This window comes from Streptomyces typhae, assembly GCF_009755605.1.
Lineage (GTDB): Bacteria > Actinomycetota > Actinomycetes > Streptomycetales > Streptomycetaceae > Streptomyces > Streptomyces typhae.
In genome coordinates, this window is record NZ_WPNZ01000011.1 from 231,491 (window position 1) to 257,149 (window position 25,659).

General features: G+C 73.6%; 25 protein-coding genes and 1 pseudogene. 8 read left to right on the forward strand and 18 right to left on the reverse strand.

Translation table 11 applies throughout. The annotated features are described in order from the left end of the window. Positions 1 to 32 precede the first annotated feature (32 nt). Positions 33 to 956: a hypothetical protein gene (locus tag GPA10_RS41755; RefSeq protein ID WP_198351664.1), complete on the reverse strand. Its 924-nt coding sequence runs from the start codon at positions 954 to 956 to the stop codon at positions 33 to 35. 251 nt (positions 957 to 1,207) lie between these two features. Further along, a complete protein-coding gene (locus GPA10_RS21395; protein ID WP_157166888.1) occupies positions 1,208 to 1,909 on the reverse strand; it encodes an ANTAR domain-containing response regulator in 702 nt (233 codons plus the stop codon). Between the two features lie 151 nt (positions 1,910 to 2,060). Between GPA10_RS21395 and GPA10_RS21400 the strand changes: the two genes are divergently transcribed. Further along, the gene (locus tag GPA10_RS21400; protein WP_058851301.1) at positions 2,061 to 3,179 is read left to right on the forward strand and encodes a PAS domain-containing protein; all 1,119 of its coding nucleotides are present in this window, start codon (positions 2,061 to 2,063) and stop codon (positions 3,177 to 3,179) included. A gap of 134 nt (positions 3,180 to 3,313) precedes the next feature. Here GPA10_RS21400 and GPA10_RS21405 read toward each other — a convergent pair. Continuing rightward, a pseudogene (locus GPA10_RS21405) lies at positions 3,314 to 4,102 on the reverse strand (RNA polymerase sigma factor SigF); the annotation flags it as partial. A gap of 575 nt (positions 4,103 to 4,677) precedes the next feature. On the opposite strand from GPA10_RS21405, the gene GPA10_RS21410 reads away from it, so the two are divergent. From GPA10_RS21410 to GPA10_RS21425, 4 genes are read left to right on the forward strand one after another with little or no spacing between them, the layout of a single operon-like run. Further along, positions 4,678 to 6,477: a thiamine pyrophosphate-requiring protein gene (locus tag GPA10_RS21410; protein ID WP_157166889.1), complete on the forward strand. Its 1,800-nt coding sequence runs from the start codon at positions 4,678 to 4,680 to the stop codon at positions 6,475 to 6,477. Positions 6,478 to 6,537: 60 nt separating this feature from the next. Further along, positions 6,538 to 6,969 carry a CBS domain-containing protein gene (locus tag GPA10_RS21415; protein ID WP_058851299.1) on the forward strand — a complete coding sequence of 144 codons (432 nt, stop codon included), beginning with the start codon at positions 6,538 to 6,540 and terminating at the stop codon, positions 6,967 to 6,969. 42 nt (positions 6,970 to 7,011) lie between these two features. After that, positions 7,012 to 7,557: a type 1 glutamine amidotransferase domain-containing protein gene (locus tag GPA10_RS21420; RefSeq protein WP_058851298.1), complete on the forward strand. Its 546-nt coding sequence runs from the start codon at positions 7,012 to 7,014 to the stop codon at positions 7,555 to 7,557. Between the two features lie 42 nt (positions 7,558 to 7,599). Further along, complete coding sequence (locus tag GPA10_RS21425; RefSeq protein ID WP_157166890.1) at positions 7,600 to 8,181, forward strand: TIGR03086 family metal-binding protein; 582 nt, start codon at positions 7,600 to 7,602, stop codon at positions 8,179 to 8,181. A gap of 390 nt (positions 8,182 to 8,571) precedes the next feature. Here the strand turns inward: GPA10_RS21425 and GPA10_RS21430 are convergent, their stop codons facing one another. Further along, on the reverse strand, positions 8,572 to 9,537 hold the full coding sequence (locus tag GPA10_RS21430; RefSeq protein WP_343041180.1) for an AraC family transcriptional regulator: 966 nt from the start codon (positions 9,535 to 9,537) through the stop codon (positions 8,572 to 8,574). A gap of 53 nt (positions 9,538 to 9,590) precedes the next feature. Continuing rightward, positions 9,591 to 11,219 carry an ABC-F family ATP-binding cassette domain-containing protein gene (locus GPA10_RS21435; RefSeq protein WP_157166892.1) on the reverse strand — a complete coding sequence of 543 codons (1,629 nt, stop codon included), beginning with the start codon at positions 11,217 to 11,219 and terminating at the stop codon, positions 9,591 to 9,593. Between the two features lie 105 nt (positions 11,220 to 11,324). Here GPA10_RS21435 and GPA10_RS21440 point away from each other — a divergent pair, with 105 nt between their 5' ends. Together GPA10_RS21440 and GPA10_RS21445 are read left to right on the forward strand one after the other, a co-directional pair. Beyond that, entirely contained in the window at positions 11,325 to 12,878 is a 1,554-nt protein-coding gene (locus GPA10_RS21440; protein WP_157166893.1) for a bifunctional phosphatase PAP2/diacylglycerol kinase family protein, read from the forward strand. 67 nt (positions 12,879 to 12,945) lie between these two features. Then, complete coding sequence (locus tag GPA10_RS21445) at positions 12,946 to 13,776, forward strand: class I SAM-dependent methyltransferase (RefSeq protein ID WP_157166894.1); 831 nt, start codon at positions 12,946 to 12,948, stop codon at positions 13,774 to 13,776. Positions 13,777 to 14,083: 307 nt separating this feature from the next. Here the strand turns inward: GPA10_RS21445 and GPA10_RS21450 are convergent, their stop codons facing one another. The 13 genes from GPA10_RS21450 to GPA10_RS21510 form a co-directional block, all read right to left on the reverse strand. Next, positions 14,084 to 14,374, reverse strand: a complete 291-nt coding sequence (locus GPA10_RS21450; protein ID WP_058851293.1) for a gas vesicle protein K — start codon at positions 14,372 to 14,374, stop codon at positions 14,084 to 14,086. Beyond that, positions 14,371 to 14,622, reverse strand: a complete 252-nt coding sequence (locus GPA10_RS21455; RefSeq protein WP_157166895.1) for a gas vesicle protein — start codon at positions 14,620 to 14,622, stop codon at positions 14,371 to 14,373. The genes GPA10_RS21450 and GPA10_RS21455 overlap by 4 nt, the downstream gene beginning before the upstream one ends. Further along, positions 14,619 to 15,395, reverse strand: coding sequence for a GvpL/GvpF family gas vesicle protein (locus tag GPA10_RS21460; protein ID WP_343041181.1), 777 nt, complete (start codon positions 15,393 to 15,395; stop codon positions 14,619 to 14,621). The genes GPA10_RS21455 and GPA10_RS21460 overlap by 4 nt, the downstream gene beginning before the upstream one ends. Further along, positions 15,385 to 15,786, reverse strand: a complete 402-nt coding sequence (locus GPA10_RS21465; RefSeq protein ID WP_058851290.1) for a gas vesicle protein — start codon at positions 15,784 to 15,786, stop codon at positions 15,385 to 15,387. Before GPA10_RS21465 ends, GPA10_RS21460 begins: the two co-directional genes overlap by 11 nt. Beyond that, on the reverse strand, positions 15,783 to 17,033 hold the full coding sequence (locus GPA10_RS21470; protein WP_157166896.1) for an SRPBCC family protein: 1,251 nt from the start codon (positions 17,031 to 17,033) through the stop codon (positions 15,783 to 15,785). The genes GPA10_RS21465 and GPA10_RS21470 overlap by 4 nt, the downstream gene beginning before the upstream one ends. Next, positions 17,026 to 17,724 (reverse strand): DNA primase, encoded by a 699-nt coding sequence (locus GPA10_RS21475; RefSeq protein ID WP_157166897.1) that lies wholly within the window; start codon positions 17,722 to 17,724, stop codon positions 17,026 to 17,028. Before GPA10_RS21475 ends, GPA10_RS21470 begins: the two co-directional genes overlap by 8 nt. Then, complete coding sequence (locus GPA10_RS21480; protein WP_058851287.1) at positions 17,721 to 18,008, reverse strand: gas vesicle protein GvpG; 288 nt, start codon at positions 18,006 to 18,008, stop codon at positions 17,721 to 17,723. Before GPA10_RS21480 ends, GPA10_RS21475 begins: the two co-directional genes overlap by 4 nt. A gap of 40 nt (positions 18,009 to 18,048) precedes the next feature. Then, positions 18,049 to 18,816, reverse strand: a complete 768-nt coding sequence (locus GPA10_RS21485; RefSeq protein ID WP_058851286.1) for a GvpL/GvpF family gas vesicle protein — start codon at positions 18,814 to 18,816, stop codon at positions 18,049 to 18,051. Then, positions 18,813 to 19,247, reverse strand: a complete 435-nt coding sequence (locus GPA10_RS21490) for a gas vesicle structural protein GvpA (RefSeq protein ID WP_058851285.1) — start codon at positions 19,245 to 19,247, stop codon at positions 18,813 to 18,815. The genes GPA10_RS21485 and GPA10_RS21490 overlap by 4 nt, the downstream gene beginning before the upstream one ends. A 148-nt stretch (positions 19,248 to 19,395) precedes the next feature. Beyond that, entirely contained in the window at positions 19,396 to 19,716 is a 321-nt protein-coding gene (locus tag GPA10_RS21495) for a gas vesicle protein GvpO (protein WP_246259514.1), read from the reverse strand. A gap of 57 nt (positions 19,717 to 19,773) precedes the next feature. Then, the gene (gene ligD, locus GPA10_RS21500) at positions 19,774 to 20,736 is read right to left on the reverse strand and encodes a non-homologous end-joining DNA ligase (RefSeq protein ID WP_157166899.1); all 963 of its coding nucleotides are present in this window, start codon (positions 20,734 to 20,736) and stop codon (positions 19,774 to 19,776) included. A 19-nt stretch (positions 20,737 to 20,755) separates the two neighbouring features. After that, positions 20,756 to 22,672: a transketolase gene (locus tag GPA10_RS21505; RefSeq protein WP_157166900.1), complete on the reverse strand. Its 1,917-nt coding sequence runs from the start codon at positions 22,670 to 22,672 to the stop codon at positions 20,756 to 20,758. Between the two features lie 2 nt (positions 22,673 to 22,674). Continuing rightward, positions 22,675 to 24,141, reverse strand: a complete 1,467-nt coding sequence (locus GPA10_RS21510) for an NAD(P)/FAD-dependent oxidoreductase (protein ID WP_343041182.1) — start codon at positions 24,139 to 24,141, stop codon at positions 22,675 to 22,677. Between the two features lie 240 nt (positions 24,142 to 24,381). Between GPA10_RS21510 and GPA10_RS21515 the strand changes: the two genes are divergently transcribed. Then, positions 24,382 to 25,485 (forward strand): enolase C-terminal domain-like protein, encoded by a 1,104-nt coding sequence (locus tag GPA10_RS21515; protein WP_157166901.1) that lies wholly within the window; start codon positions 24,382 to 24,384, stop codon positions 25,483 to 25,485. Positions 25,486 to 25,659 lie beyond the last annotated feature (174 nt).

Here is a 25,659-nt window from a genome sequence, read left to right on the forward strand (position 1 = left end):
CGCGGCTCGACCCGCCCTCGACCGCCCTTCGGTCAGCGTCCGAAGCCGCGGTCGCGACGCAGCCGGTGCACGGCGGCCCCGAGGGCCACGACGACGAGGAGGACGCCCGCGGCCAGGGCGGGCGGCGAGTCGGTGAAGCCGCCGGTGCGGCCCGCGTGCACGCCGCGGGAGACGCCGGGGGCCGTGTGGGTGGCGGTGTGGGCGGTACGGGTGACGGTGAACGTCGCCTTCCACCGGCCGTCGCCGTGGCAGGTGCCGTCGACGGCCCACTCCGACTCGGGACCCACCGCGTTCGGGCCGCCGCCCTCGAAGGCCGAGGCGTCGGCGATACGGGCGGTGCCCCGGTAGACGGTCCCGGTGCTCCCGGTTCCCGTGCCGGTCCCCGTCTCGGTGTGCGTCCCCGTACCTGTCTCGGTCCGCGTCCCCGTACCGGTCTCGGTCTCGGTCTCGGTCTCGGTCTCGGTCCAGGTGTCCGTCTCGGTCCCCGTCCCCGTCTCCGTCTCGGTCTCCGTCTCCGTCTCGGTCCAAGTCTCCGTACCGGTGTCGTACGAGGTGTCCGAGGTGTTCCCGCCGTCCGGGGGCGCCTCCCCGGGGGTCGTGTCGTCGCCGGGCTCCAGGGCGTTCGCGGACGCCTTCCCCGGGCCGGGGACCCCGAGCGGGTCCTCCCCGCTGTTGCGGTTGTCCTGGTGGTGCTGCTGCTTGTTCCGGTGGTGACCGGTGCGCTCCAGGCGGACGGTGCCCCCTTCGAAGGCCTGGGAGTGGCCGTCCATGGTGGCGGGGGCGTCGCCCGCGGCGGGGCAGGTGACCGAGACGGTGACGTGCCTGCCGGGGGCGGCGTGCCGGGGCGTCACCTCGGCGGTGGCGGTGTTCTCCGCGTACGCGGGCGCGGTCGCGGCGAGGGCGCACAGGGCGGTTGTGGTGAGGGTCAGGGCGAGGTGCGGGGCAGAAGGGCGCATGAGGCCATTCGAGCGTGGGGGTGCGTCATCCGCGCGGTGTGGCCTCCGGGCGGGTGAGCGGCGCGGTCCGCTCCCCGGCCGCCGTCACGTCGCGGCGATCACGGCTCGGCCGACTGCACGGAAAGGCCGGGATCACAGCACGGCCGACTTCACGGCGCGGCCGGGATCACAGCTCGGCCGAGGCCACGACGCCGCCGGGATCACAGCTCGGCCGAGGCCACGGCGCGGCCGGGATCACGGCGCGGCCGGGATCACGGCGCGGCCGACTTCAGTTCCCGCTCAAGGCCCCGGCCCTTGGTCTCCACCAGTGCCGCCGCGACCTCGACCAGCTTGCGGTTGGTCTGCTGGGAGATGCGGCGCAGCAGGGTGAACGCCTGGTCGGCGTCGCAGCTCGCGACGTGCATGATGATGCCGCAGGCCTGGTCGACGACGGGGCGGGTGCGCAGCGCCTCGCCCAGGTGGTCGAGTTCGGTGAGCGCCGCGCGGTAGTGCCGGTCCCGGACCAGGCCGGCCGTCGCGAAGTCACCGAGCGCCTGCGCGGGGCCGCAGCCCGCCTCGTCCAGGGCGCCGGGGCGGAAACTGAACAGGCTCAGCGTCAGCGTGAGCCCGGACCGCCGGAAGGGCAGCGTGACGCTCGCGCGGACCCCGGAGTCCAGGGCCAGCGCGCGGTACTCCGGCCAGCGCTCGTCGTGCAGCAGGTCCTCGGTGTCGACGGGGGCGCCGCGCTCGCGGGCGGCCGGGATCGGTCCGTCGCCGGAGCGCAGCTGCACGGCGACCAGGCGCGCGAGGTCGGGGTGGGTGACCGCGGCGGGCTGCTCCGTGCCGCCGTCGGTGACGGTGGTGCCCGCGCCGCAGCACGCGACGGTGCAGCGCACGGCCTGTTCGGCGAGTTCCGAGAGCCTGCGGGCCGGCTGGGCGGACTCCGGACCGTCCGTTCCTCGAAGTGTCGGCATCGTGATGCGCCTTCCTTCCGGCCGGGCCCTTCCCGGCCCGAGGTCGTCTCGCGCGGCCCCGCGCGGCCCTCCGCCGTCCCCGCGGGCGCGCCTACGATGCGGTTTCCCGGCGGCGGCCCCGGAAAACGGCGGCAGCCGCTACGTTCGACGCATGGCGGAGACCGACCGTTTCGGCGAGGACCTGGCGGATTTCATGCGCCGGGTCGCGGAGTTGAAGGCTTCCCGCGCCGTCCCCTCGGGGGATCTGGGCACCATGCTCGACGCGGCCCTGTTCGAACTGGAACACGCGGCGGAACGGCTGTGGCCGGGCCTGGAGCGGCTGACCGCCGAAGGGCCCGCCGCGGGCGCGTCGGCGACCCGCGACGAACAGCGGCTGCTGCGCGCCGTCTTCCAGCGGTTCCCGCTTCCGGTCACGCTGGTCGACGGCGAGACCGTGGTACGGCGCATGAACCCCGCGGCCACGGACCTGACGGGGATGCGCGGCGGGTACGCGACCGGGCGCCCGCTCAGCGTCTTCCTGACCCCGGCCGACCGGCCCGCCTTCCGCTCACAGGCCGCGGCGGTCGCGCGCGGCGAGGGCGACCGGAGCCTGACGGTGCGCCTCCAGCACCGGCCCGAGCTGCCCGTGCGGGCGACCCTGACGGCGCTGCGCCCCGGCACCGAGCCCCGCCCCGTGGTCCTCGTCGTGCTGCAGCCGCCGGGACCGCGCGAGCCCCTGCCGCGCGGTGTCCGGGGCCGCACCCCCGACCTCGCCGAGGCGACCCGGCACGCCGAACTCCTGGAGCTGGCGGACGCCGTGACGGTCACGCTGCTCACGGCGCCCGCCGACCCGGCGGCCGTGCTCCGCCGGGTCGCCGAGGTCCTGCACGGCCGGTTCGCGGACTGGGTGGTGGCCGACGAGGGGGACGTGCGCCCCCGGCGGCGCAGTGTGCTCGGCCCCGAGGGCGGGCCTGTCGCGGACGTCCTCGCGCAGGACCCGGCCGACTGTCCACTGGTGCGGGAGGCGGCCCGCTGCGGCGCCCCCACCCTTCAGGTGCGGCCCGACCCCCCGGAGGGCTTCGGGCGGGACGCGGACGGCGCCCCGATCCTGGTCCGCGCGAACGTCACGTCCCTGCTGTGCGTGCCGCTCGCGACGCGCGCCAACGGCCCGGTGGAGGGGGTCGTCAGCCTGTTCCGCACCGGCGCGCGCCTCGCCTTCTCGATGGCGGAGGCGCGCGCCGTGGACGTGATGTCACGCCATGTCGCGCTGGCTATGCGGCGTTCGTCGTAACCTCGCGCTGGCTATGCGGCGTTCGTCGTCACCTCGGCGGACCGTGCGGCGTCTGCGCCGCGGCCGAACCGGACGGCCGCGGACTCGACGGATTCGACGGGCCCGGCGCCCGCGTCGTCCGGGCGCCCTTGGCGGGCCGCGTCGCGCAGGACCTCCTCCCGCATCCGTCCGCAGCAGCGGCTGATCAGGCGCGAGACGTGCATCTGGGAGATGCCGAGGTGCTCGGCGATGCGGCTCTGCGTCATGTCGCGGAAGAACCGCATGTAGAGGATGTCCCGCTCGCGCTCGGGCAGCCGGGCGAGGCACGGCTTGACGGCCTCGCGGTCGACGACGGTGTCCAGGGCCGGGTCGGGGCCGCCGAGGGTGTCCCGCAGCGCGTAGCCGTCGTCGCTGCCCGGCAGCTCGGCGTCCAGGGACAGCGCGGTGAAGCTGTCGAGTGCCTCCAGGCCGGTGGCGGCCTCCTCCTCCGTCATCCGGGCCCGCTCGGCGATCTCGGCGACGGTGGGCGCGCGCCCCGACACCGTCTGGGACAGGTCCTGGCAGGCGAACCGCACGCGGTTGCGCAGGTCCTGGACGCGGCGCGGCACATGCAGGGTCCACATGTGGTCGCGGAAGTGGCGCTTGATCTCGCCGGTGACCGTCGGCACGGCGTAGCTCTCGAAGGCGTTGCCGCGCTCGGGGTCGTAGCGGTCGACGGCCTTCACCAGGCCGAGGGCCGCGACCTGCCGCAGGTCGTCGAGGGCTTCGCCGCGGCCGCGGAAGCGGCCCGCGAGGCGTTCGGCCATGGGGAGCCAGGCCCGCACGACCTCCTCGCGCAGCGCGTCCCGCTCGGGGCCGTGCGGCAGTGCGCAGATCCGCCGGAAGGCCTCGGCGGTGTCGGGGGCGTCGTCGTGCGGGTGCCGCGTGGAGCGGGGCCGGGGGATGCGGGGAGCCTCGGTCTGCTCGCCCTGCGCGGCGTGCTCTGCGTACGCGGCGTGCTCTGCGTACGCGGCGTGCTCTGCGTGCGCGGCGTGCTCTGCGTGCGCGAGGTGCTCCGCGTGCGCGAGGTGCTCGGACTGGTGGGCGTGCACGGACTGCTGGACCTGCTGGGCCTGCTGAACCTGCTCGGACCGCGTGGGCTGTGCGGTGCCGCGGTGCCCGGCCGTGTCCCGGAATCGTGCTGCATCGGATCGTGCTGCATCGGATCGCATGATGCGTGCAACTCCCTTGGTGCCAGGTGCTTGGAGTGGAACGGTCACCGTGGGAGGGCGCGCGAAAGCGCGTGGCGTGCACCTGTCGTACCTGGGCACACCCGGGGATGAGCGAAACCGCTCCCACGGACGTGCCTCCGGTCCGAAGCACTGTTCCTCCGCCTGCCCCTCACCCGGAACGCCAAACAAACCCCTGCGCACACGAGACCCGGACGGGTGTTTCCCGCCCTGCGCGCTGGACACCCGGTCAACGCAACCCCGCGCTTGCCCGCCCCGGAGGACCCCCGGACCTGCTGGAGGACACCGACATGACCGCGAAGGTCGCCGATCACATCCTCGAACGGCTGCGGGCCTGGGACGTCGAATGCGTCTTCGGGTACCCCGGCGACGGCATCAACGGCCTGCTCGCCGCCTGGGGCAGGGCCGACGACCGGCCCCGCTTCCTCCAGGCCCGGCACGAGGAGACGGCCGCGTTCGAGGCGGTCGGCTACGCCAAGTTCGGCCACCGCCTCGGCGTGTGCGTGGCGACGTCGGGTCCGGGCGCGATCCACCTACTCAACGGCCTGTACGACGCCAAGCTGGACCACGTACCGGTGCTCGCCCTCGTCGGCCAGACGGACCGCAGCGCCATGGGCGGCTCGTACCAGCAGGAAGTCGACCTGCACACGCTGTACAAGGACGTCGCCGGCGACTTCGTGGAGACGGTGACGGTCCCGGAGCAACTGCCGAACGTCATCGACCGCGCCATCCGCACCGCGTACGCGCGCCGCTGTCCGACGGCCGTGATCGTCCCCGCTGACGTGCAGGAACTGGACTACAGCCCGCCCACGCACGCGTTCAAGATGGTGCCCTCCAGCCTCGACCGCAGCGCGTGGACCGCGCTGCCGTCGCCGACGGCCCTGCGGCGCGCCGCCGAGGTGCTCAACTCCGGCGACAAGGCGGCCCTGCTCGTCGGCCAGGGCGCGGCGGGTGCCCGCGCCGAGGTCGAGGAGATCGCGGACCTGCTGGGTGCGGGCGTCGCCAAGGCGCTGCTCGGCAAGGACGTCCTGAGCGACGAACTCCCCCATGTGACGGGCGCGATCGGGCTGCTCGGCACCCGCCCCTCGTACGAGCTGATGAGGGACTGCGACACGCTTCTGACCATCGGTTCCAGCTTCCCGTACGCGCAGTTCCTGCCGGATTTCGGCAGCGCGCGCGGGGTGCAGATCGACATCGACCCGCACATGATCGGGATGCGCTACCCGTACGAGGTGAACCTGGTCGGCGACGCCCGTGCCACGCTGCGCCAGCTCATCCCGATGATCTCGAAGGAGCGCCGGGAGACGGGCCGCGAGTGGCAGGCGGAGATCCGCGCCAACGTGGCGCGCTGGCGGGACGTCATGGAGCGCAGGGCCGATCTCGCCGCCGATCCCGTGAACCCCGAGCTCGTGGCCCGTGCGCTCGACCCGCTGCTCCCCGACGATGTGATCGTCACCTCCGACTCGGGTTCGGCCGCGAACTGGTTCGCGCGTCATCTGACGATGCGGGGCGACATGCGGGCCTCCCTGTCGGGGACGCTCGCGACCATGGGCTGCGGGGTGCCGTACGCGATCGGCGCGAAGTTCGCCCACCCGAACCGGCCCGTGGTGGCGCTCGTCGGGGACGGCGCGATGCAGATGAACGGGATGGCGGAGCTGATCACGGCGGCCAGGTACCGGCACCGCTGGGACGATCCCCGCCTGGTCGTCGGCGTGTGGAACAACCGGGACCTGAACCAGGTGACGTGGGAGATGCGGTCGATGGGCGGCGCGCCCGCCTTCCTGCCCGCGCAGTCGCTGCCCGACGTGCCGTACGCGGACTTCGCCCGCTCGATCGGACTGACGGGCATCCGCGTGGAGCGCCCGGAGGACGTGACGGAGGCCTGGCGTACCGCTCTCGCTGCGGACGGCCCCGCGGTGGTGGAGTTCCTGACCGACCCCGCGGTGCCGCCGATCCCGCCGCACGCCACCTGGGACCAGCTGGAGTCGACCGCGGCCGCCGTCCTCAAGGGCGACGCGGACCGCACCTCGATGGTCAAGCAGGGACTCAAGGCGAAGGCGCAGGAGTTCTTCGGCAGCAAAAAGGGTTGAACCGAACTTTTCCGGCAACCACCAGCAATGAGGACGTGAAGGAAGAGAGGGCTCAGGACCATGGCGGAGTACGTGCGGGAAGTCATGACACCGGCGGTCGTCGTGGTCCGCCCCGACGCCTCGCTGGTCGAGGCGGCGCAGCTGATGCGCGCCCAGGACATCGGTGATGTCATAGTCACGGGCGGCGGTCAGGTCATCGGCGTCCTGACCGACCGGGACATCACCCTGCGCGCCGTCGCCGACGGCGCGGATCCGCTGACGGTCAGCGTCCACTCCGTGTGCACGCCGGACCCGGTCGTGGTCGCCCCCGACGACACCGTGTCGGAGGCCGTGCTCCTGATGCGCACCCACGCGGTGCGCAGGCTGCCCGTCGTCGAGGACGGCACACCGGTCGGCATGGTGAGCATCGGCGACCTCGCGGTCGAGCAGGACCCGACCTCCGCGCTGGCCGAGATCAGCCGCGCCGAGCCCGGCCACCAGCCCCGTCCGTGAACGGAAACCCGTAAACAGAAACCCCGAAAGGCACATCGACACATGCGCATCGCATTCCTGGTAGCCCCCGAAGGCGTCGAACAAGTGGAGCTGACCGAGCCCTGGCAGGCCGTGGTGGACGGCGGCGGCGAGCCCGTCCTGGTGTCCACGGAGGCCGGTTCGGTGCAGGGCTTCAACCATCTCGACAAGGCCGACACGTTCCCGGTCGACCAAGTGGTCGGCGAGGTGTCGGCGGACGAGTTCGCGGGCCTCGTCCTGCCGGGCGGCGTCGCCAACCCGGACCTGCTGCGCACGGACGAGAACGCGGTGGCGTTCGTCCGCGCGTTCTTCGAGCAGGGCCTGCCGGTCGCGGCGATCTGTCACGCGCCCTGGACGCTGGTGGAGGCGGACGTGGTGCGGGACCGCACCCTGACGTCGTGGCCGAGCCTGCGCACCGACATCCGCAACGCCGGCGGTTCCTGGGTGGACGAGCAGGTGAAGGTCTGCGACGGCGGCTCCAACACCCTGGTCACCAGCCGCAAGCCGGACGATCTGAAGGCGTTCTGCGAGGCGTTCATGAAGGAGTTCACGCGCGCCGCCAACCGGTAGCCGCAGCGGGACCGGCGGCTGAGAACGACGGGACGGACCGGTATGAGCACGAAGGACGAAACCCTGCTGCGGCGGCACGGCCAGGCACTCGACCTCTTCACGGAACGGGTGCACGGCGTCGGGCAGGAGCAGTGGGGCGCGTCGACGCCCTGCACCGAGTGGACGGTGCGGGACCTCGTCCAGCACCTCCTCGTCGAACAGCTCTGGGTGCCGCCCCTCGTGCGGGACGGCGCCACCATGGAGGAGGTCGGGGACGCCTTCGAGGGCGACATGGCCGGGCCCGACCCCGTCGCGTCCTGGGACACCGCGGCGGACGCGGCGCGCGCCGCGTTCGCCGAGTCCGGTGCCCTGGACCGCACGGTGCACCTCTCCTACGGCGACACCCCGGCACGCGCCTACTGCGCGCAGATGGTCACCGACCTGGTCGTGCACAGCTGGGACCTGTCGCGGGCGATCGGCGCCGACGAGCGGCTGCCGGGCGACCTGGTCGCCGCCGCCCTGCACGAAGTGCGACCGTACGCGTCCGACCTGGGCAAGAGCGGTCTCTTCGCCCCGGCCGTGGAACCGCCGCCGGGAGCGGACGAGCAGACGAAGCTCCTGAGCCTGCTGGGTCGCACGCCGTAGTCCTCGCGCACCGGCGCGGCGTCGGAAGTGGCGGGCCCGGCCGGCACGGGGGGTTGCCGGAAGGGGGTTCGCGGGCCCGCGACCCGAATGCCGGCCCGGCAGTCCTGCCCCGGTCCGGAGGCGCCGGAGTTCCGTCCACGGTCGACGTCCCGGCGGCGACTCCGAGGAGACTCCCGCGACGACGACCGGGTCCATCCGGCGCCGACGCCACTTTAGGCGGGCGGCCGTCCGGGCAACGATCCGCTGAGCGCGCCCGCTGTCCGGATAGCGCAGCGATTCCGGATTCCGGACGCCAGGGCTCCGCCACCCCGGCCCACCGCTGGCCCACCTCCTGGCTTCGGCGGGGCCCTCGTCACCCGTCGGCGCCCCTCGTGCCGACAGGGCCCGCCCTCAGCTCCGCAGCGTCTGCGAGGGCAGTTCCCCGAAGCGCGCGCGGTACTGCTCGGCGAACCGCCCCAGATGGGTGAAGCCCCAGCGGAAGGCGACCTCGCTGACACAGCGCTCGCCGGGCCCCGCCACCCGCAACTCGTCCCGCACCCGGGCCAGGCGCACGTCCCGTACGTACGCCATCGGCGTCATCCCCACGTACCGCCGGAAGGCCTCCTGGAGCCAGCGCACGCCGACCCGGGCCTCGGCGGCGAGTTCGGTGGTGGTGAAGGGGTGTTCGGGCCGCTCCTGCACGGCGGCCATGGCGCGCTTGACCGGGGTGGGACGCAAGGTGCGCGAGGGCCCGGCGAGCTGGTCGCGGTAGCGGTGCCCGGCGGCCAGCAGCATCCCGTTCATCAGTGCCTCCTGGAGCGGCGCGGTCACCAGCGGATGGCTCAGCGCCGCGGACTCCGCGCGCAGGTCGTCCGCGATCGTGCGGACGAGGCGGACCCAGCCGAGGCCGGGACCCCGGGTGGTGTCGAACTCAGGGTCGAAGGACACCGGGCCGCGGGCGGGCCTGCCGAGCAGCCGCTCCAGGTTCTCCTCCAGGGCGGCCCGGTCCAGCTTGACGGCGAGCACCCGGCAGTCCCCCGTCCACCGGTCGAGGTAGGTGTCGCCCAGGGGCTGCAGGACGGCCGCGCGGCGCGGCCCGGTGCGGAGCACGGTGGCGCGGGGGCCCTGGCGCCAGGCCATGTGCCCGCTGAGCGGCACGTTCACGTGGTACGACCCGAGTTCGCCGAAGCGCATGCGCACATCCGCGCCGCAGTGCACGTCCCCGACCGTGAGTGCGCCGAGCTGCCCGATGATGAAGTCCGCCCGGAAGGGGCGCGGGTCGTCGAGCACATCCATGAAGTTGTTGTAGAAGGCGGTTTCGAGCAGGCCCCGCGCCTCGTCCACATCACTGGTCCCGAAGGACGTCCTCACCACCACGAGATCTCCAACTGCGCAGCGTACGGCGTGGTTTCGCCACGCTACCGCCCGAGCTACCGAGCCCGCTCCACTCTTCGCTCGTCCCATACCGGACCGGAGGTCTCCCGGACCCGGCCGTCGGCGCCGAAGACCAGATAGCGGTCGAACGACTTGGCGAACCAGCGGTCGTGGGTGACCGCGAGCACCGTGCCCTCGTACGCCTCCAGGCCCTCCTGCAACGCCTCCGCCGACTCCAGGTCGAGGTTGTCGGTGGGCTCGTCGAGGAGCAGGGCGGTGGATCCCTGCAGTTCGAGGAGCAGGATCTGGAAACGGGCCTGCTGACCGCCCGACAGGCGCTCGAAGCGCTGCTCGGCCTGTCCTGTCAGCTCGTAGCGGCGCAGCCGGGACATCGCCGCGCCCCGGTCCTGGGCGTGCTCGCGCCACAGGATGTCGAGGAGGGTGCGGCCGAACAGCTCGGGGTGGGCGTGGGTCTGCGCGAAGTGGCCGGGCACGACGCGCGCGCCGAGTCGCCATGCCCCGGTGTGCCGCACCGGGTGCTCGGGGTCGCCCGCGAGGAGTCGCAGGAAGTGCGACTTGCCGGAGCCGTTGGAGCCGAGCACGGCGACGCGTTCGCCGTAGAAGACCTCCAGGTCGAAGGGTTTCATCAGGCCGGTCAGTTCGAGTTGCTCGCAGGTCACGGCCCGTACGCCGGTGCGGCCGCCGTGCAGGCGCATCGTGATGTCCTGCTTGCGCGGCGGCTCGGGCGGCGGGCCCGCCTCCTCGAACTTGCGCAGCCGGGTCTTCGCCGCCTGGTAGCGCGAGGCCATCTCGTCGCTGCGCGCCGCGTACTGCTGCATGTCCAGGACCAGGCGCTTGAGCTGGGCGTGCTTCTCGTCCCAGCGGCGGCGCAGCTCCTCGAAGCGCGCGAAGCGCTCCTGGCGCGCCTCGTGGTACGTCGCGAAGCCCGCGCCGTGCACCCACACCTCCGAGCCGCCGGGGCTCGGCTCGACGCTGACGATCTTCTCGGCGGCGCGGGCCAGGAGTTCGCGGTCGTGACTGACGAACAGGACGGTCTTGCGGGTCTCCTTCAGGCGCTCCTCCAGCCAGCGTTTGCCGGGCACGTCCAGGTAGTTGTCCGGCTCGTCCAGGAGGAGGACCTCGTCGGTGCCGCGCAGGAGCGCTTCGAGGACCAGGCGTTTCTGTTCGCCGCCGGAGAGCGTGCGCACCTCGCGCCACTGGGCCTTGTCGTAGGGGACGCCGAGCGCGGCCGTGGTGCAGATGTCCCACAGCGTCTCCGCCTCGTACCCGCGCGCCTCCGCCCAGTCGGACAGGGCCTGCGCGTACTGGAGCTGGGCGGCCTCGTCGTCGACGGTCATGATGGCGTGCTCGGCCTTGTCGACGGCCCGCGCGGCCTCCCTGATACGGGGCTGCGCCACGGAGACCAGCAGGTCGCGCACCGTGGAGGCGTCCCGTACGGAGCCGACGAACTGCGGCATCACGCCGAGGCCGCCGGACACCGTGACCGTGCCGCCGTGCGGCTGGAGCTCCCCCGCGATCAGCTTGAGCAGCGTCGTCTTGCCGGCGCCGTTCGCCCCCACGAGCGCCACCGACGCGCCCTCGCCGACGCGGAACGAGACATCACCGAGCAGGGCTCGCCCGTCCGGCAGGTAGTACTCGATGTGCGCTGCTTCCAGATGTCCCATGCGGGCGATTGTCCGGGGGCCGCCGCGGGCGGGGCAAACGGTTTGTGGCGCGTGAGCCGTGCCACCGGGCCGTTGCGGGCGGCGAGGCGGGGGTACGCGGCCGGTATGACCTCTGATGCCGACCTGCCCCTGACCTCCCTGGCCGCCCGCGCCGTCTCGACGTCCCCGGTGGCCGCGGTGCCCGCCACGTTCCTCGCGTCCCCGCGCAGCAGGTCCGGGAACCGTCTGATGGCCCTGGACCGCCGGGTGTTCGACGCGGTGGCCGCCCAGCACTGGCCCGGCGCCGACGCGCTGCTGCCCCGGCTCAGCAGGGCCGCGAACCACGGGCGGCTGTGGTTCGGCGTGGCGGCGGCGCTCGCCGCGGCCCGGCGCCCCCGCGCGCGGCGGGCCGCCGTGCGCGGGGTGGCGTCCCTCGCGCTCGCCTCCGCGACCATCAACACCGTCGGCAAGCGGACGGTGCGGCGGGCGCGGCCGGTGCTCGACACCGTGCCGATGGTGCGCAGGCTCAAGCGGCAGCCCATCACCACGTCCTTTCCGTCGGGGCACGCGGCGTCCGCCGCGGCCTTCGCCGCCGGGGTGGCCCTGGAGTCCCCCCGGCTCGGTGCGGCCGTCGCCCCGCTGGCGGGCGCCGTCGCGCTGTCGCGCGTCTACACCGGGGTGCACTTCCCCAGCGACGTGCTCGTCGGCGCGGCCCTCGGCGCCGGCGCCGCGTTCGCGGTCCGCGGTCTCGTGCCCACCCGCGACCAGCTGCCGCCGCCGGGCCGTCCGCGCGCCGAGGCGCCCGCCCTGCCCGGCGGCCGCGGCCTCGTCGTGGTCGTCAACAGCGGCGCGCGGACGTCGGGGCGGGTGCACGACCTGCTCGACGCGCTGCCGCACGCCGAAGTGGTGACGTGTGCGCCCGACGACCTGCCCGACGAGTTGGAGAAGGCGGCGGCCCGCGCCCGCGCGCTCGGCGTGTGCGGCGGCGACGGCACCGTCAACGCGGCGGCCGCCGCGGCCCTGCGCCACGGCGTTCCCCTCGCCGTGCTGCCCGGCGGCACCCTCAACCACTTCGCGTACGACCTCGGCGTGGAGGAGGCGGGCGACCTGGCGCGGGCCGTGGAGACAGGGGACGCGATAGCCGTGGACGTGGGCCGGTTCCGCTCGGCGGCCGGGGAGGGGCACTTCCTCAACACGTTCAGCCTCGGCGTCCACCCGGAGCTGGTGCGCGAGCGCGAACGCTGGTCGCACCGGATCGGCGGCTGGCCCGCCGGGGTGCTCGCCGCGGCTCGTGTCCTGCGCTCCGACCAGCAGCCGCTGCACGCCGAGATCGGCGGCAGCAGGCGGCCGCTGTGGCTCCTGTTCGCCGGCAACTGCCTGTACAACCGTCTGGGCCCGACGCCCGCACGGCGCTTCGACCTCGCCGACGGGCTGCTTGACGTACGCGTCGTGCACGGCGGCCGCCGGCCCGGCGCCCGGCTGCTCGCCGCCGCCCTGACCGCGCCGGTGGAGCGCTCCCCCGTCCAGACCGCGGTCCGCCCGAGCCGGCTGCGCCTGTCCGGTCTCGCGCCGGGCACGAAGGTCGCCCACGACGGTGAACTCTCCGACGCCGAGGGCGACCTGGTGCTCGACAAGCTGCCGGAGGCGCTGACCGTCTACCGGCCGCCGCAGCCGTCCTGAACCGTGCGATGACCGCATCGTGAGACGGGGGTCTCATGATGCGGTACGTGCGGCTTACAGTGCGGCCATGTCGCCTTCACAGCAGCAGCCCCGCGCCGAGACCGCCGTCTACACCCACGGGCACCACGAGTCCGTGCTGCGCTCGCACACCTGGCGCACCGCTGCCAACTCGGCGGCCTACCTCCTGGACGCGCTGGAGCCGCACTGGCGGATCCTGGACGTCGGCTGCGGGCCCGGCACCATCACCGCCGACCTCGCCGCCCTGGTCCCGCGGGGACACGTCACGGGCATCGACCGCGCCCCCGGCGTCCTGGAGCAGGCCCGCGCGACCGCCGCCGGGCGCGGCCTGGACAACGTCACGTTCACCACCGGGGACGTGTTCGCCCTGGACCACCCCGACGACTCCTTCGACGTCGTGCACGCCCACCAGGTGCTCCAGCACGTGGGCGACCCCGTGCACGCCCTGCGCGAGATGCGCCGGGTGTGCAGGCCGGGCGGGATCGTCGCCGTGCGCGACAGCGACTACGCGGCGATGACGTGGCATCCGCCGGTGGCCGGGCTCGACGACTGGCTCGGCCTGTACCGGCGGGTGGCCCGCGCCAACGGCGGCGAACCCGACGCGGGACGGCTCCTGAAGTCCTGGGCCCTGCGGGCCGGGTTCACGGACGTCCGGGCGGGCGCGGGCACCTGGTGCTACAGCACGCCCGAGGAGCGGGCCTGGTGGAGCGGGCTGTGGGCGGACCGCACGGTGGCCTCCGCGTACGCGGAGCGCGCGACGCAGGCGGGGCTCGCGGACGCGGGGGACCTCGCGGCCGTCGCGGCGGCGTGGCGGGAGTGGGGGCAGGCGGAGGACGGCTGGTTCGTCGTCCTGCACGGGGAGGCGCTGTGCCGGGCCTGAGGCCTGCGGCGCCGCGCGGCCCGGACCCGCTGATGGCCTGAACACGTCGTGTGGAGCGGCCGGTCGGGGACACCCGTACGCCAGGAGGTGTACGAGATGGTGGCGATTCTGCTGATTCTGCCGGCCGTCCTGCTGCTCGGTATCGTGCTGCGCGGCATGGGCCCGACCGCTTCGGGGACCGCGCCCCGGTGGCACCGCTGGTAGCGACCGGCTTCCGCTGGTGGCGACCGGCTTCCGCTGGTGGCGACCGGCTTCCGCTGGTGGCGACCGGCTTCCGCTGGTGGCGACCGGCTTCCGCTGGTGGCGATCAGTCCCTGGGAAGCAGCGGTCCAAGTGGCCCGAGGTCCAGATTCAGGTCCTCGGGCCGCAGCCCGTAGCGCTCACGGAGGCGCTTCATCCGGTCCTCCAGAAGCATCAGCGTCATACCGACCCGCTCCTCCTGCTCCTCCGTCAGCTCACCGGTGTCGAAGCGGCGGATCGCCTGCCGCTCCATGAGCTGGCGCAGCAGCTCGACGACGGTGAGGACGAGGGCGACCAGGTCGCGTTCCACGGTGTCGGGTTCGAGGTCGAGCGTCGACCTCTGCACGTTCGCCGTCATGATGCCTCCCTCTCCGGCCTCTCCAGCCCTTCAAGTCCCCCGAGTCCCTCAAGCCCCTCCGGCCACGGCGCCGGCACCTGCGCGTTGACCGAGCTGATCAGGGCCTTCAGATCGATGCGGACGAGGTCGACGTCCGCGATGCGCAGGGTGATGTCACCCGCGAGGACCACGCCCCCGGCGAGCAGCCGGTCGAGCAGGTCCACGAGTGCGATCTCCCGCTGGGCGAACGGGTCGCCCGCGCCGCTCATGACGCCTCGGGGTCGTCCGTGAAGGAGTACGCGGCCCACGGCCCCGTCACCTCCACCTGAAGCCCCGGCAGCGTGCCCTCCGCGCGGCCGACCAGTTCGAGGAACTCCTCGGACCGTGCCCGCGGCACCAGATAGGCGGAGTTGAGGACGTTGCGGCCGGAGCCCGCGTCCGTGAGCGGCCCGCTCTGCGGGGGATGCAGCCGCGCGTCGGCCGCGTACCGGGAGAGGTCCTCGTGCAACTGCCGGGCGAACGCCTCGGCCCGCGCCGCGGACTGCTCCCGCGCCGCGTTGCCCGCCCGGCGCCGCCGCAGATAGTCCCGGCCCGACTCCGGCGCGCCCGACGGCTGCGGGGCGGCGGCCTCGGCCGCGCTCTCCGCGCCGAGCCACACCTTCACGCCCCACTCCACCTGCCCGTCGATGCGGTCGAGGATCCGGCGCAGCCGGTCCGACTCGTCCTGAAGCATGGCGCGCACGCCGCTGTCGTCACGGAAGACGGTGCCGAGGCGCAACGGCAGCGGACAGGTCACGGTGGCCAGGGCGGCCACGACGCTCTGATGCGCGCGGGCGGTCGCCGCCAGCCAGTCGAGGTCCTCCAGGCGCGCGTGCAGCTGCTCCCGCCCGAAGTCCCGCTCGGGGACCGGACCGACCACGGCCACCAGGCCGTCGTGGGCGAGCTGCCGCGGCGGCGCGCCGCCGACGCCGGTCAGATCGGCGTGCAGCGGCGCGTCCAGGGGGCGGCACACGGCGTACACATAGCGCAGGTCATCCGTCACGTTCGCGTTCTCCTCGGCGGTCGGCCTTCTTACCGCGCTCCTCCCCCGTTCCGGGGCCGAGAGCGCCGCCGTCCACCCGTGTGCCCTGTTCCAGTTCCTCCACACGGCGGCGCAGTTCCTCGTTCTCGCGCGCCAGCTCCGTGCGGCGCGCGCCGCTGGACAGCGCCGGGTCGTCCTCCCACCAGTCGATGCCCATCTCCTTGGCCCGTTCGACCGAGGCGACGACGAGCCGGAGCTTGATCGTGAGGAGCTCGATGTCCAGCAGGTTGATCTTGATGTCGCCCGCGATGACGATGCCCTTGTCGAGGACGCGCTCAAGGATGTCGGCGAGGTTGGCGCCACCCTGGGGAGCGCCCAGGGACGACGACGGCATGCGGCTCGCGGTGGTCATCGACGGCTCCGGCGGCCACCCGCCGAGGCGTACTCGCCCTGCGGGTCCTCCTCGCCGTCGTCCTCGGCCTCGTCGGCCTCGTCCGCCTCGTCCTCATAGCGCTCCGGCTCGTCCGCCTCGTCCGCCTCGTCCTCGTAGCGCTCCTCCTCGTCGTCCTCGTACGGGGCATCGGCCTCGTCCTCGTACGCGGAGTCCTCGTCGGTCTCCTCGGCCTCACCCTCGTACGGCTCGTCGTCGGGCTCGTCCTCGGCACGCGGCTCGCCCTCGTCGGGCTCCTCGGACTCCTCGGGTGCGTCGGCCTCGTCCTCGGCCTCGTACGGCTCCTCGTGCCCCTCGGCGTCCTGGGCGCTCTCCGCACTCTCGGCGCCCTCGGCCTCTTCCTCCTCGGCGACCACGTCGTCGTGGCTGCGCACGACCTCGCCGTCGCGGATCTCGGCGCGCCAGCCGTCGCTCGCCTCGCCGCGCATCGTGATGTGCCGCGCGAAGTGCTTGAGGTCGAGGCGGGCCCGGCGGCCCTGGGCGCGCCAGATGTTGCCGGTCTTCTCGAACAGGCCCTTCGGGTAGTACTCGATGATGAGCAGCACCCGGGTGAGGTTGTCGCCGAGCGGATGGAAGGTCACCACGCCCTTGGTGGTGCCCTTCGCGCCCTCCGACGTCCAGGAGATCCGCTGGTCCGGCACCTGCTCGGTGACGTGGGCCTTCCAGCTCCTGCTGGACCAGAACACCTTGAGCTGCCAGTCGGAGTCCGTGTCGCCCGCCGGGGTGGCGCCCTTGACGCCCTTGGCGAAGGTGGAGAACTCCTGGATCTGCGTCCACTGGTCGTAGGCCTCGCGCACCGGCACGCCGACGTCGACGTACTCCAGGATGACGGTGGGCTTCTGACCGCCGCCGCCCTTCTTCTTGCGGCCGCCGGTGACGTTCTTCAGGGCGCCCTTGACGGAGTCCTTGAGGTGACTGCCGCCGAGCTCCACGGCGCTGCGCAGCGGGCCCTTGCCCTCGGCGAGCTTGCGGCCGCCCTCCAGGGCGAGCTTGCCGAAGCCGGGGCTCTTGCCGTCCGCGATGTCGTTCAGCTTGTTGGTGGTCTGCCCGAGCTTGCGGCCCACTCCGACGAGGGCGCGTTCGGCCTGCGCCATCACATAGGCCCTGGCCTCGTCCTTCAGGCGGTCCGCCGCGGGGCTGTTGACGGCGGCGCTCAGCGGATTCGCCGAGCCGGAGTCCTCGCGGGACCCCTGACGGGTGTCAGCCATCGTTGCCTCCCTTCGCGCGGGCCGTCTTCTTCGCGGTGCTGCGGGCCTGCGCGGAGCGGCTCTGCGTGCTCCGCTTCTGCGGTGAGCGCGCGCTCTGCGCCTTGCTCGCCGGGGCACGCTTGCGCTTGGGACGCGGGGCGCTCTGCTCCTCCGGCTCGTCGGCCCGGTCCGAGCCCTCGGCGCTCTCGGCGTCGTCCGAAGACTTCGTACGCTCCGTACGCTTCGGCTTCGCGGCGCCGCGCGCGGCGGACGTGGCCTTCTTCGTCGCCGAGCCCGCCTTGCGGGCGCCGGATCCCGCGGCCGAACCCGCGCTGCCGCCCGCGTCGCGCGCCTTGCCCGCCGCCTCGTCCGCGTCCGGGACCTCGTCGGGCACGGCGCCCGAGAGCCGGTCGCGGACGTCCAGGGTGCGGTCGTGCAGCCGGTCGGCGAGGCCTTCTATCTGCCGGTCGAGCAGCGATCCCGTCGCCGCCTTGCCGACGCCCCGCAGATCCTGCTTGAGCTGGTCGCCGATCTCCTTGAACTGCGGGTTCTTCTCCATCTGCTGGGACACCGCGCGGGCTATCCCCGCGGGGCTTAGCTGCATCTTGCGGCCCGCCACCATGGTGCCCACGGCGAAGGCGAACTTCGCCTTCTTCGTGCGTCCGAGGAGGTACCCCGCGCCTACGGCGAGGCCCACTGCCAGTCGGTTCATGACGTCACTGTCCTGCCTGTGCCGGCTGTCGGGTCATCCGTCCGGGCCACGTCGCCGACAGGTCCGTGGCCGAGGCGGGCGAGGAGTTCGTCCTCGCGACGGTCGAATTCGGTTTCGTCGATCTCGCCCGCTTCGAGGCGCTCGGTCAGCTGGGCGAGTTCCTTGCGGACGGCCGAAGGGTCGTAGTACTGCCGCTCCGCCTCGTCGACGACCCGCTGGAGCACCCACAGGGTGCCGCGGGCGGGAGCGAGCGGCAGAGCGAGCAGTTCACCGATGAGTCCCATGGGCGGAACCCACCTCCTTCCGGTCGCACGACCGGCGGGCTCAGCGCACGCCGGTCGTGCTGTCGGCGGCGCCGGCCTGCCGGTCGGGGCCCATGTCGACGAAGCTGTAGGGAGGCAGCGGTCCGTGCACCCGCAGCTCCAGGTGGGGCTGGTTCTTGCGCAGTTCCTCGACGGCGGCGACGAATCCGTCGGCCGTCTCGCGCCGCACCAGGAACGACACGTTGGCCAGCCAGCCGGTGCCCTCGGGGCCCTCGCTCACGGCCTCCGCGCACGGCTCCAGGGCGCGGCGCACCTCGACGCCGTCGCTGACCTCACGGGCCCGCACGGCGTTGGTGACCTGCTCGCCCAGATGCAGCTTCTGCTCGTAGTTGCCGCCGCCCGCACGCCGGTTGCTCTCCACCATGGCGCGCAGCTCGGGGTTCTCGGCGAGCACCTGGTGCAGCACGGCCTGCTCGTCGTGGGCGGCCTTGACGTTGTACTCGGCCCTGCCGTCGAGGGCGCGGAGCCGCTCCTCGTAGTGGTCGGCGAGTTCGGTGAGCACCGCGACGACGGCTCCGTCGTCGTCCGCGAGGCTGCCGAAGCGCATCGGCAGGACCGCTCCCGCCGCGCCCGCCTCGTCCAGGACGCTCTGGTGGGCGAGCAGGTCGCGCCGCTTCGGGCGCAGGTCCTCGGGGCTGTCCGAGACGAGGGCGGCGAGGTCGCCCTGCCGCACGACGCGCACCTTGCGCGCCGGTTCGCCGATGCCGCCCATGCCCTCCGGCAGCGCCGGGTGGGTGGCGGCCGCGATGCCGTAGATGTACGTGGTCACTCCTGCTCCTCCTTCCGGCTGCGCGACGACGTCGAGCGCCGGGCGCGCGGGCGGGCCTCCTCCTTGGAGCGGCCTTCCTCGCGGGCCTGGCTGAAGGCGTCGGATATGGTCTCCGCGGCGCCCGAGAGCGCGCCCTTGGACTTGCCGCGCGCGCCGGACTCCGTGACCTCGCCGACCAGGTCGGGCAGGCCCGGGTTCTTGTGCGGGCCCGCTTCCAGGTCGAGCCGGTTGCAGGCCTCGGCGAACCGCAGATAGGTGTCGACGCTCGCCACGACGACACGTACGTCGATCTTCAGGATCTCGATGCCGACGAGGGAGACCCGGACGAAGGCGTCGATCACGAGGCCCCGGTCCAGAATGAGTTCGATGACGTCGTACAGGCCACTGGTACCACCTGCACCGCCGGACTGCTGTGCTGGGACGACGGTCATGCCGGCCAGCCCTCCTTGCCTTGGGTGTCTGGGGTATGCGTCGTATTGCCGTACTGCTCTGATCTATGCGTCAGTTCAGTACGCTTGCTGATGAATCATTGCGATATGAGCCCACGTGGGGGCCGTTGCGGCCGGAGCCCGGTGCGGCTCAGCCGCCGGGGCGGGACGGGTCGGCGCGGCCGCGTTCGTAGCGGCGCACACGCTTGTAGCCGGTCAGCTCGCCGTGCGGGTCGAGGGTCACCGCGTAGGTCGCGAGCAGGCTCATCGTGTCGGGCACACGGGCCAGTTCGAGGACCTCGACGGCCAGGTCCCAGCCGTCGTCGGTGCGTTCGAAGGACGACACGGACTCGGCGGTCAGGCCGGTGAGTTCGGCCAGTTGCTCACGTGCGGAGCGCAGCACCGCGACGGGGCCGGGGGTGTTCTCGGATTCGGCTTTCTTCTTGCTCTGGTTGCGGGGCGTCTGCGTCATGGTCACCTCCTTCTCCGGGTGACCCCGCATACGCCGCCCAAACCCATGGGGTGTGCTTCACGCGCCGCGCAGGGCCCGTAGCTTGCGGCGTGCGGGGCCGAGGGCGCGGGGTGAACGCAGCAGCCCGCCCCAGGGGTCGGCGCGGGCCTGTTCGAGGGCGTCGGCGACGGTCCAGCGGGCGGCGTGCGTGCCGGGGTCGTCGAGCTGGTCCCAGCCGAGCGGCACGGCGACGGGCCCGCCCGGCCTCGCCCGCACGGAGAACGGGGCGACGGCGGTCTGCGCGTACGCGTTGCGCTGCACGTCGAGGTAGAGGCGGTCACCGCGGTCCTTCTTGCGCACGGCCGTGGTGAGCCGGTCGGGGTCGGCCTCGGCGAGCAGCGCGGAGACCTCCTTGGCGAAGTCGCGCACGTCGTCGACGTGGTCGCGGCCCGTGAGCGGCACGATCACATGCAGACCGCGGGACCCGGTCGTCATCAGGGCCGACGCCAGGCCCACCTGGTCCAGGACGTCGCCGAGCCGGCGTGCCGCCTCGCGCACCGTGCCGAACACGTCCGCGGGGTCGCCGTCCTTGGGCGGGTCGAGGTCGAACACGAGGCGGTCGGGCCGGTCGGGGCGTTCCGCGCGGGACAGCCACCGGTGGAAGGTCACGCAGGCCTGGTCGGCGAGGTAGACCAGGGTGGCGCTGTCGTCGCACACCGTGTGCGTGACCGTCCCGCCCTCCTTGGCGACCTCGGCGCGGGTGATCCAGTCCGGATAGTGGTCCGGGGTGTCCTTCTGCATGAACATGGGTCCTGGCACGCCGTCGGGGTGCCGCTCCAGCATCAGCGGGCGGCCCCGCAGGTGCGGCACCATGTAGGAGGCGACGGACCGGTAGTAGTCGACGAGGTCGCCCTTGGTGATGCCGGTCGCCTCGCCGTCGCCCGCCGCGCCCCCGTTCGGGGGCAGCAGCACCTTCTCGGGCCGGTGCACCTCCACGGTGCGCCGGCCGGCCCGCACCTTGCGTGCCGCCGTGGTGGTCATGGTGTCTCCTGACTGGTTCTCAGCGCACCGCGTGCTCGACGAGGAGCCGCACCGCCGCGGCGATGGACTCGGCGTCGATCCCGGCGGCGCGCAACTGCTCGGCGGGCGTCGCCGAGCCGGGCATGGTGGTCACCGCGAGCCGCGCGAGGCGGGGCACGGGCCCGCCGTCGCAGAACGCGTCGAGGACGGCGTCGCCGATGCCGCCCTCCTGGCGGTGGTCCTCGACGGTCAGCAGACAGCCGGTGCTCTCGGCGGCCTCGCGCAGGGTGCGCCGGTCCACGGGCTTGACGGAGTACAGGTCGATGACGCGGACGGGGACGCCCGCCCGCGCGAGGGAGTCCGCGGCGGTCAGGGCCTCGTGCACGGTGATCCCGGCGGCGACCACCGTGAGCCGGTCGTCGGCGGAGGACCTGAGCACCTTGGACCCGCCGACCGGGAACTCCTCTTCGGGCCCGTACAGGACGGGACTCGCGCCGCGCGAGGTCCGCAGGTAGCGCACGCCGTCGAGGTCGGCCATGGCGGCGACGAGGCGCGCCGTCTGCGGCGCGTCGCACGGGTAGAGGACCGTCGAGCCGTGCACGGACCGGAACATCGCGAGGTCCTCGAGGCCCATCTGCGACGGCCCGTCCTGGCCGATGGCGACTCCGGCGTGCGAGCCGACGAGGTTGATTCCCGCGCCGCTCACCGCCGCCATCCGCACGAAGTCGTGGGCGCGGGTGAGGAACGCCGCGAACGACGACGCGTACGGCACCCAGCCGCGGGTCGCGAGGCCGACGGCGTCGGCGACGAGCTGCTGCTCGGCGATGTAGCACTCGACGTACCTCTCCGGGTGCTCCTTCGCGAAGTACTCGGCGCGGGTGGAGTCGCCGACCTCGCCGTCCAGGACCACCACGTCGCCGCGCGCGGAGCCGAGCGCGGTCAGCGCCTGGCCGAACGCGTCCCGCGTGGCGACCTCGTCGCCGATGTCGTAGCGGGGCAGCTCCAGGTCGCCGCCGGGCACGGTCTGCGGGGACCGGGCGGCCGGGGGCGCCTGGACGGCGACACCGACGTGCCGGCTGCCGCCGAGCTCGCGCACCGCCGCCTCCGCGTCGGACAGCGGCTTGCCGTGCAGTCCCTCGCGGTTCTCGGCGGCGGCCACGCCCTTGCCCTTGACGGTGCGGGCGAGGATCACGGTGGGCCGTCCGGTGGTGGCGCGGGCCTCCTCGCAGGCGCGGTCGACAGCCGCGACGTCGTGCCCGTCGACCTGGACGACGTGCCAGCCGAAGGCGGCGAAACGGCGGTCGTAGGCGTCGAGGTCCCACTCGTGGCGCGTGGGTCCGCGCTGGCCGAGCCTGTTCACGTCGACGATCAGGGTGAGGTTGTCGAGCCGCTCGTACGAGGCCTGTTCGGCGGCCTCCCACACCGAGCCCTCGGCCAGCTCGCTGTCGCCGCACAGCACCCACACCCGGTACGGGATCCGGTCCAGGCGCTTGCCGGACAGCGCGATGCCGACGCCGACGCCGATGCCCTGCCCGAGCGAACCGGTGGCGACCTCCACCCACGGCAGCCGCCGCGGCGTGGGGTGCCCCTCCAGGCGGCTGCCCTGCGCGCGGAAGGTGAGCAGCTCCTCGTCGGTGACGGCGCCCACCGCCTTGTAGGCGGCGTAGAGCAGCGGTGACGCGTGTCCCTTGGACAGCACGAAGCGGTCGTTGCCGGGGTGGTCGGGGCGGGCGAAGTCGTAGTGGAAGTGCCGGGCGAGCAGCACCGCCATCACGTCGGCCGCCGACATGGACGAGGTCGGGTGCCCGGAGCCCGCGGCGTCCGCGGCCCGCACGGAGTCCACGCGCAACTGCTGCGCCAGCTCGTGCAGCCGCTCGTCGGTGTCGGTGGCGGCCACGCGGGTCCCCGCGCCCCCGGCTCCTTCCGGGTCGCCGCCGTACGTCGTGCTGTCCGCCATCGTCACTCCTGGTTCTTCTTCTCGGTGTTCTTCGTCTCGGTGTTCTTGTCGCCGCTCTTGTCGCTGGTCTTCTTGTCGCTGGTCTTCTTCTCGGTGGTCTTCTTCTCGGCCTGCTTGTCGTCCGTGTGCCCGGTCTGCTCCGGCGCCGGTACGCGGGCGAGTTCGGGGGACGACGACTCCAGCGGCACGTTCCAGGACCGCACGAGGCCGAGCTGTACGCCCTGCCGGGGCAGGGCCGCGTCCAGGAGCCAGTCGGCGGCGACCCGCACCCGGTTCCCCGGCATCGCGGCCAGGTGGTACCCGCGGGTCACGGCCCCGGCGAGCGGCCCGGACAGCGGTACGCCCAGGGGGTTGGCGGCACCGCTGACGCCCCCCAGGTCGACGGTGAAGCCGAGGTCGTGGTGGCGGTAGGAGCGGCGCTCGCCGACGCCGAGCGAGGCGGCGACGTTGGTGCCCGCGACCTTGCCCTGCCGCCAGGCGTGCTGGGCGGTCATCGCCGTGTACTGGCCCGGCTTGGCGAGGTCCGGCACAGCGGCCGCGTCGCCGCACGCGAACACCTCCGGATGCTCGGGCACGTTCAGGAACGGGTCGACGAGCAGCCGGCCCCGCTCCAGCGGTTTGCCGACCGACTCGACCAGCGGATCGGGCCGCACGCCCACGCACCACACGAGGGTGCGGGTGGGCACGGAGTCGCCGTCGTCGAGCAGCACGCCCTCGCGCGTCGCCTCCTTCACGGACGTCCCCGTGCGCACCTCCACGCCGCGCCGCCGCAGCACGCGGTCCGCGGTGTCGGAGAGCCGCCGGTCGAGTTCGGGCAGCACGCGCTCGGCGATGTCGAGCAGCACCCAGCGCGGCCGGATGCCCGCCCGCAGGGGCTGGCGGCGCACCAGGGACTGGGTGAAGAGCTGGCCGTGCGCGGCCACCTCGACGCCGGTGTATCCGGCGCCGACCACCACGAACGTGCAGCGCGACCGGCAGGTCTCGGCGTCGCCCGCGGCCGCGGCGAGCTCGATCTGCCGGGTCACGTGGTCGCGCAGGTACAGCGCCTCCGGCAGCCCGCGGAAGCCGTGCGCGTTCTCGGCGACACCCGGCACCGGGAGCAGCTTGTTCACACTGCCGACGGCGAGGACAAGGCGGTCGTAGCCCAGCTCGCCGCTCTCCCCCTCGGGCCCGGTGTAGTGCACGGTGCGCCGGTCGAGGTCGACGCCGTCGGCCTCGCCGAGCACCAGGCGTACGTGGCGCAGGGATCCGGTGAGCGACACGGTGACCCGGCGCGGCTCCAGGACACCGGCGGCGACCTGGGGCAGCAGTGGCAGGTACAGGAAGTAGTCGGTGGGGTTGAGCACCGTGATGTCGACCCGGCGCCGGGTCAGCCGGGACAGGGTGCGGGCGGCCTGGAACCCCGCGAACCCGGCGCCGACGATCACGACGTGGGGGCGGCCCGCGGTGCGACTGGAAGTACGGCTCACAAAGTCCTCCGGCGTTGTCCGGTACGTCCGGTGTGCTCCGGCGCGAGCTTCCCGCGTGCCCTGGTGCACGGAGGTGAAACACACCGCCGTTTGCCGCCACGCCTTCGGGCTACCCGGAAGGAGGGCCGTCCCCGCGAGGCCGTGGAGGTCTCGCCGGGACCCGGCCGGGCCCGGCCCGCCGGCGCACGTGTGCTTCCACGGTCCCGCACCGCAGCCGACCCGCCCAGCGAAAGGCCGCCCATGCCCGATTCCGGACCCGTCCGCGTGGAGGCCCCCGCCGTGTCGGCGTACACGATCCCGGCGGACGCGCCGGAGGCCGACGGCACGTTGGCGTGGGACGCCACGACGATCGTCGTGGTGGAGGTGACCGGGGGCGGCGCCACCGGTACCGGCTGGACCTACGCGCCCGCCGCCACCGTCGGCCTGGTCGACGAGGTGCTCTCCCCCGTACTCCGGGGCAGGGACGCCTTCGCCGTCCCCGCGGCGCACGACGCGCTGGTCGGGGCGGTGCGCGACACCGGCTCCCAGGGTCTTGCGTGCCGGGCGATATCGGCTCTCGACATCGCCCTGTGGGACCTCAAGGCGCGGCTCCTGGAGGTGCCGCTGACCCGGCTGATCGGCGCGGCCCGCAAGGACGTGCCCGTCTACGGCAGCGGCGGCTTCACCACGTACCACGACACCCATCTCGCGGCCCAGCTCAACGGCTGGGTGCACGGGCAGCGCATCCCGCGCGTCAAGATCAAGATCGGGGAGGACTGGGGGCGGGCCGCGGCCCGTGACGTGGCGCGGGTGCGCACGGCCCGCGACGTCGTCGGCAGGCAGGCCGAGCTGTACGTGGACGCGGGCGGCGCGTACACGCGCAAGCAGGCCGTGCGGATCGGGCGGGTGCTCGCCGAGCACGGCGTGGGCTGGTTCGAGCAGCCGGTGGCCGCGGACGACCTGCACGGGCTCGCGCTGGTGCGCGACGCGCTCGTCAGTGATGTCGTGGCGGGCGGACACGGCTCCGACCTGCCGTACTTCGCCCGCGTGATCCCGTCCGTGGACTGCCTCCAGGCCGACGCCACCCGCTGCGGGGGCCTCACCGGCTGGCTGCGGGCCGCCGCGGTCGCCCAGGCGCACGGCCTGGAGCTGTCGGCGCGCGGCGCACCGCACGCGCATGTGGCGGTCGCCGCGTGCGTGCCGAACCTGCGGCACGTGGAGTGGTTCCACGACCACGTCCGGATCGAGTCGATGTTCTTCGACGGCGCCCTCGACCCCACCGGCGGCACCGTCCGCGCGGACGGCGGCACGGGCCACGGCCTGCTGCTCCGCACCGCGGACGTGGAGGAATATCGGGTCGCGTGAGGGCGCCGCGCACTGGCACCCTCACGCAGCATGGACCGGCACCCAGCACGCGGCACGCGACGCGAGACACCCGGCGCGGAACACGAGCCGCGCGGCGCGGACATCGAGACGCGCGGCACGCACCACCACGAGCCATACGGCGCGGAACACGAGGAGCGCGCCCCTGACGGGCGC

What these genes read in the sequence shown, in the direction of transcription:
- GPA10_RS21465 (WP_058851290.1), bottom strand. Translation starts at nt 15,786, where the DNA reads ATGACCACCGCGAGCCGCATGCCGTCGTCGTCCCTGGGCGCTCCCCAG.
- GPA10_RS21495 (WP_246259514.1), bottom strand. Translation starts at nt 19,716, where the DNA reads ATGACGCAGACGCCCCGCAACCAGAGCAAGAAGAAAGCCGAATCCGAG.
- GPA10_RS21450 (WP_058851293.1), bottom strand. Translation starts at nt 14,374, where the DNA reads ATGACGGCGAACGTGCAGAGGTCGACGCTCGACCTCGAACCCGACACC.
- GPA10_RS21440 (WP_157166893.1), top strand. Translation starts at nt 11,325, where the DNA reads ATGACCTCTGATGCCGACCTGCCCCTGACCTCCCTGGCCGCCCGCGCC.
- GPA10_RS21435 (WP_157166892.1), bottom strand. Translation starts at nt 11,219, where the DNA reads ATGGGACATCTGGAAGCAGCGCACATCGAGTACTACCTGCCGGACGGG.
- ligD (WP_157166899.1), bottom strand. Translation starts at nt 20,736, where the DNA reads ATGACCACCACGGCGGCACGCAAGGTGCGGGCCGGCCGGCGCACCGTG.
- GPA10_RS21400 (WP_058851301.1), top strand. Translation starts at nt 2,061, where the DNA reads ATGGCGGAGACCGACCGTTTCGGCGAGGACCTGGCGGATTTCATGCGC.
- GPA10_RS21490 (WP_058851285.1), bottom strand. Translation starts at nt 19,247, where the DNA reads ATGACCGTCGTCCCAGCACAGCAGTCCGGCGGTGCAGGTGGTACCAGT.
- GPA10_RS21410 (WP_157166889.1), top strand. Translation starts at nt 4,678, where the DNA reads ATGACCGCGAAGGTCGCCGATCACATCCTCGAACGGCTGCGGGCCTGG.
- GPA10_RS21415 (WP_058851299.1), top strand. Translation starts at nt 6,538, where the DNA reads ATGGCGGAGTACGTGCGGGAAGTCATGACACCGGCGGTCGTCGTGGTC.
- GPA10_RS21475 (WP_157166897.1), bottom strand. Translation starts at nt 17,724, where the DNA reads ATGAACCGACTGGCAGTGGGCCTCGCCGTAGGCGCGGGGTACCTCCTC.
- GPA10_RS21425 (WP_157166890.1), top strand. Translation starts at nt 7,600, where the DNA reads ATGAGCACGAAGGACGAAACCCTGCTGCGGCGGCACGGCCAGGCACTC.
- GPA10_RS21505 (WP_157166900.1), bottom strand. Translation starts at nt 22,672, where the DNA reads ATGGCGGACAGCACGACGTACGGCGGCGACCCGGAAGGAGCCGGGGGC.
- GPA10_RS21455 (WP_157166895.1), bottom strand. Translation starts at nt 14,622, where the DNA reads ATGAGCGGCGCGGGCGACCCGTTCGCCCAGCGGGAGATCGCACTCGTG.
- GPA10_RS21445 (WP_157166894.1), top strand. Translation starts at nt 12,946, where the DNA reads ATGTCGCCTTCACAGCAGCAGCCCCGCGCCGAGACCGCCGTCTACACC.
- GPA10_RS21470 (WP_157166896.1), bottom strand. Translation starts at nt 17,033, where the DNA reads ATGGCTGACACCCGTCAGGGGTCCCGCGAGGACTCCGGCTCGGCGAAT.
- GPA10_RS21395 (WP_157166888.1), bottom strand. Translation starts at nt 1,909, where the DNA reads ATGCCGACACTTCGAGGAACGGACGGTCCGGAGTCCGCCCAGCCGGCC.
- GPA10_RS21480 (WP_058851287.1), bottom strand. Translation starts at nt 18,008, where the DNA reads ATGGGACTCATCGGTGAACTGCTCGCTCTGCCGCTCGCTCCCGCCCGC.
- GPA10_RS21420 (WP_058851298.1), top strand. Translation starts at nt 7,012, where the DNA reads ATGCGCATCGCATTCCTGGTAGCCCCCGAAGGCGTCGAACAAGTGGAG.
- GPA10_RS41755 (WP_198351664.1), bottom strand. Translation starts at nt 956, where the DNA reads ATGCGCCCTTCTGCCCCGCACCTCGCCCTGACCCTCACCACAACCGCC.
- GPA10_RS21515 (WP_157166901.1), top strand. Translation starts at nt 24,382, where the DNA reads ATGCCCGATTCCGGACCCGTCCGCGTGGAGGCCCCCGCCGTGTCGGCG.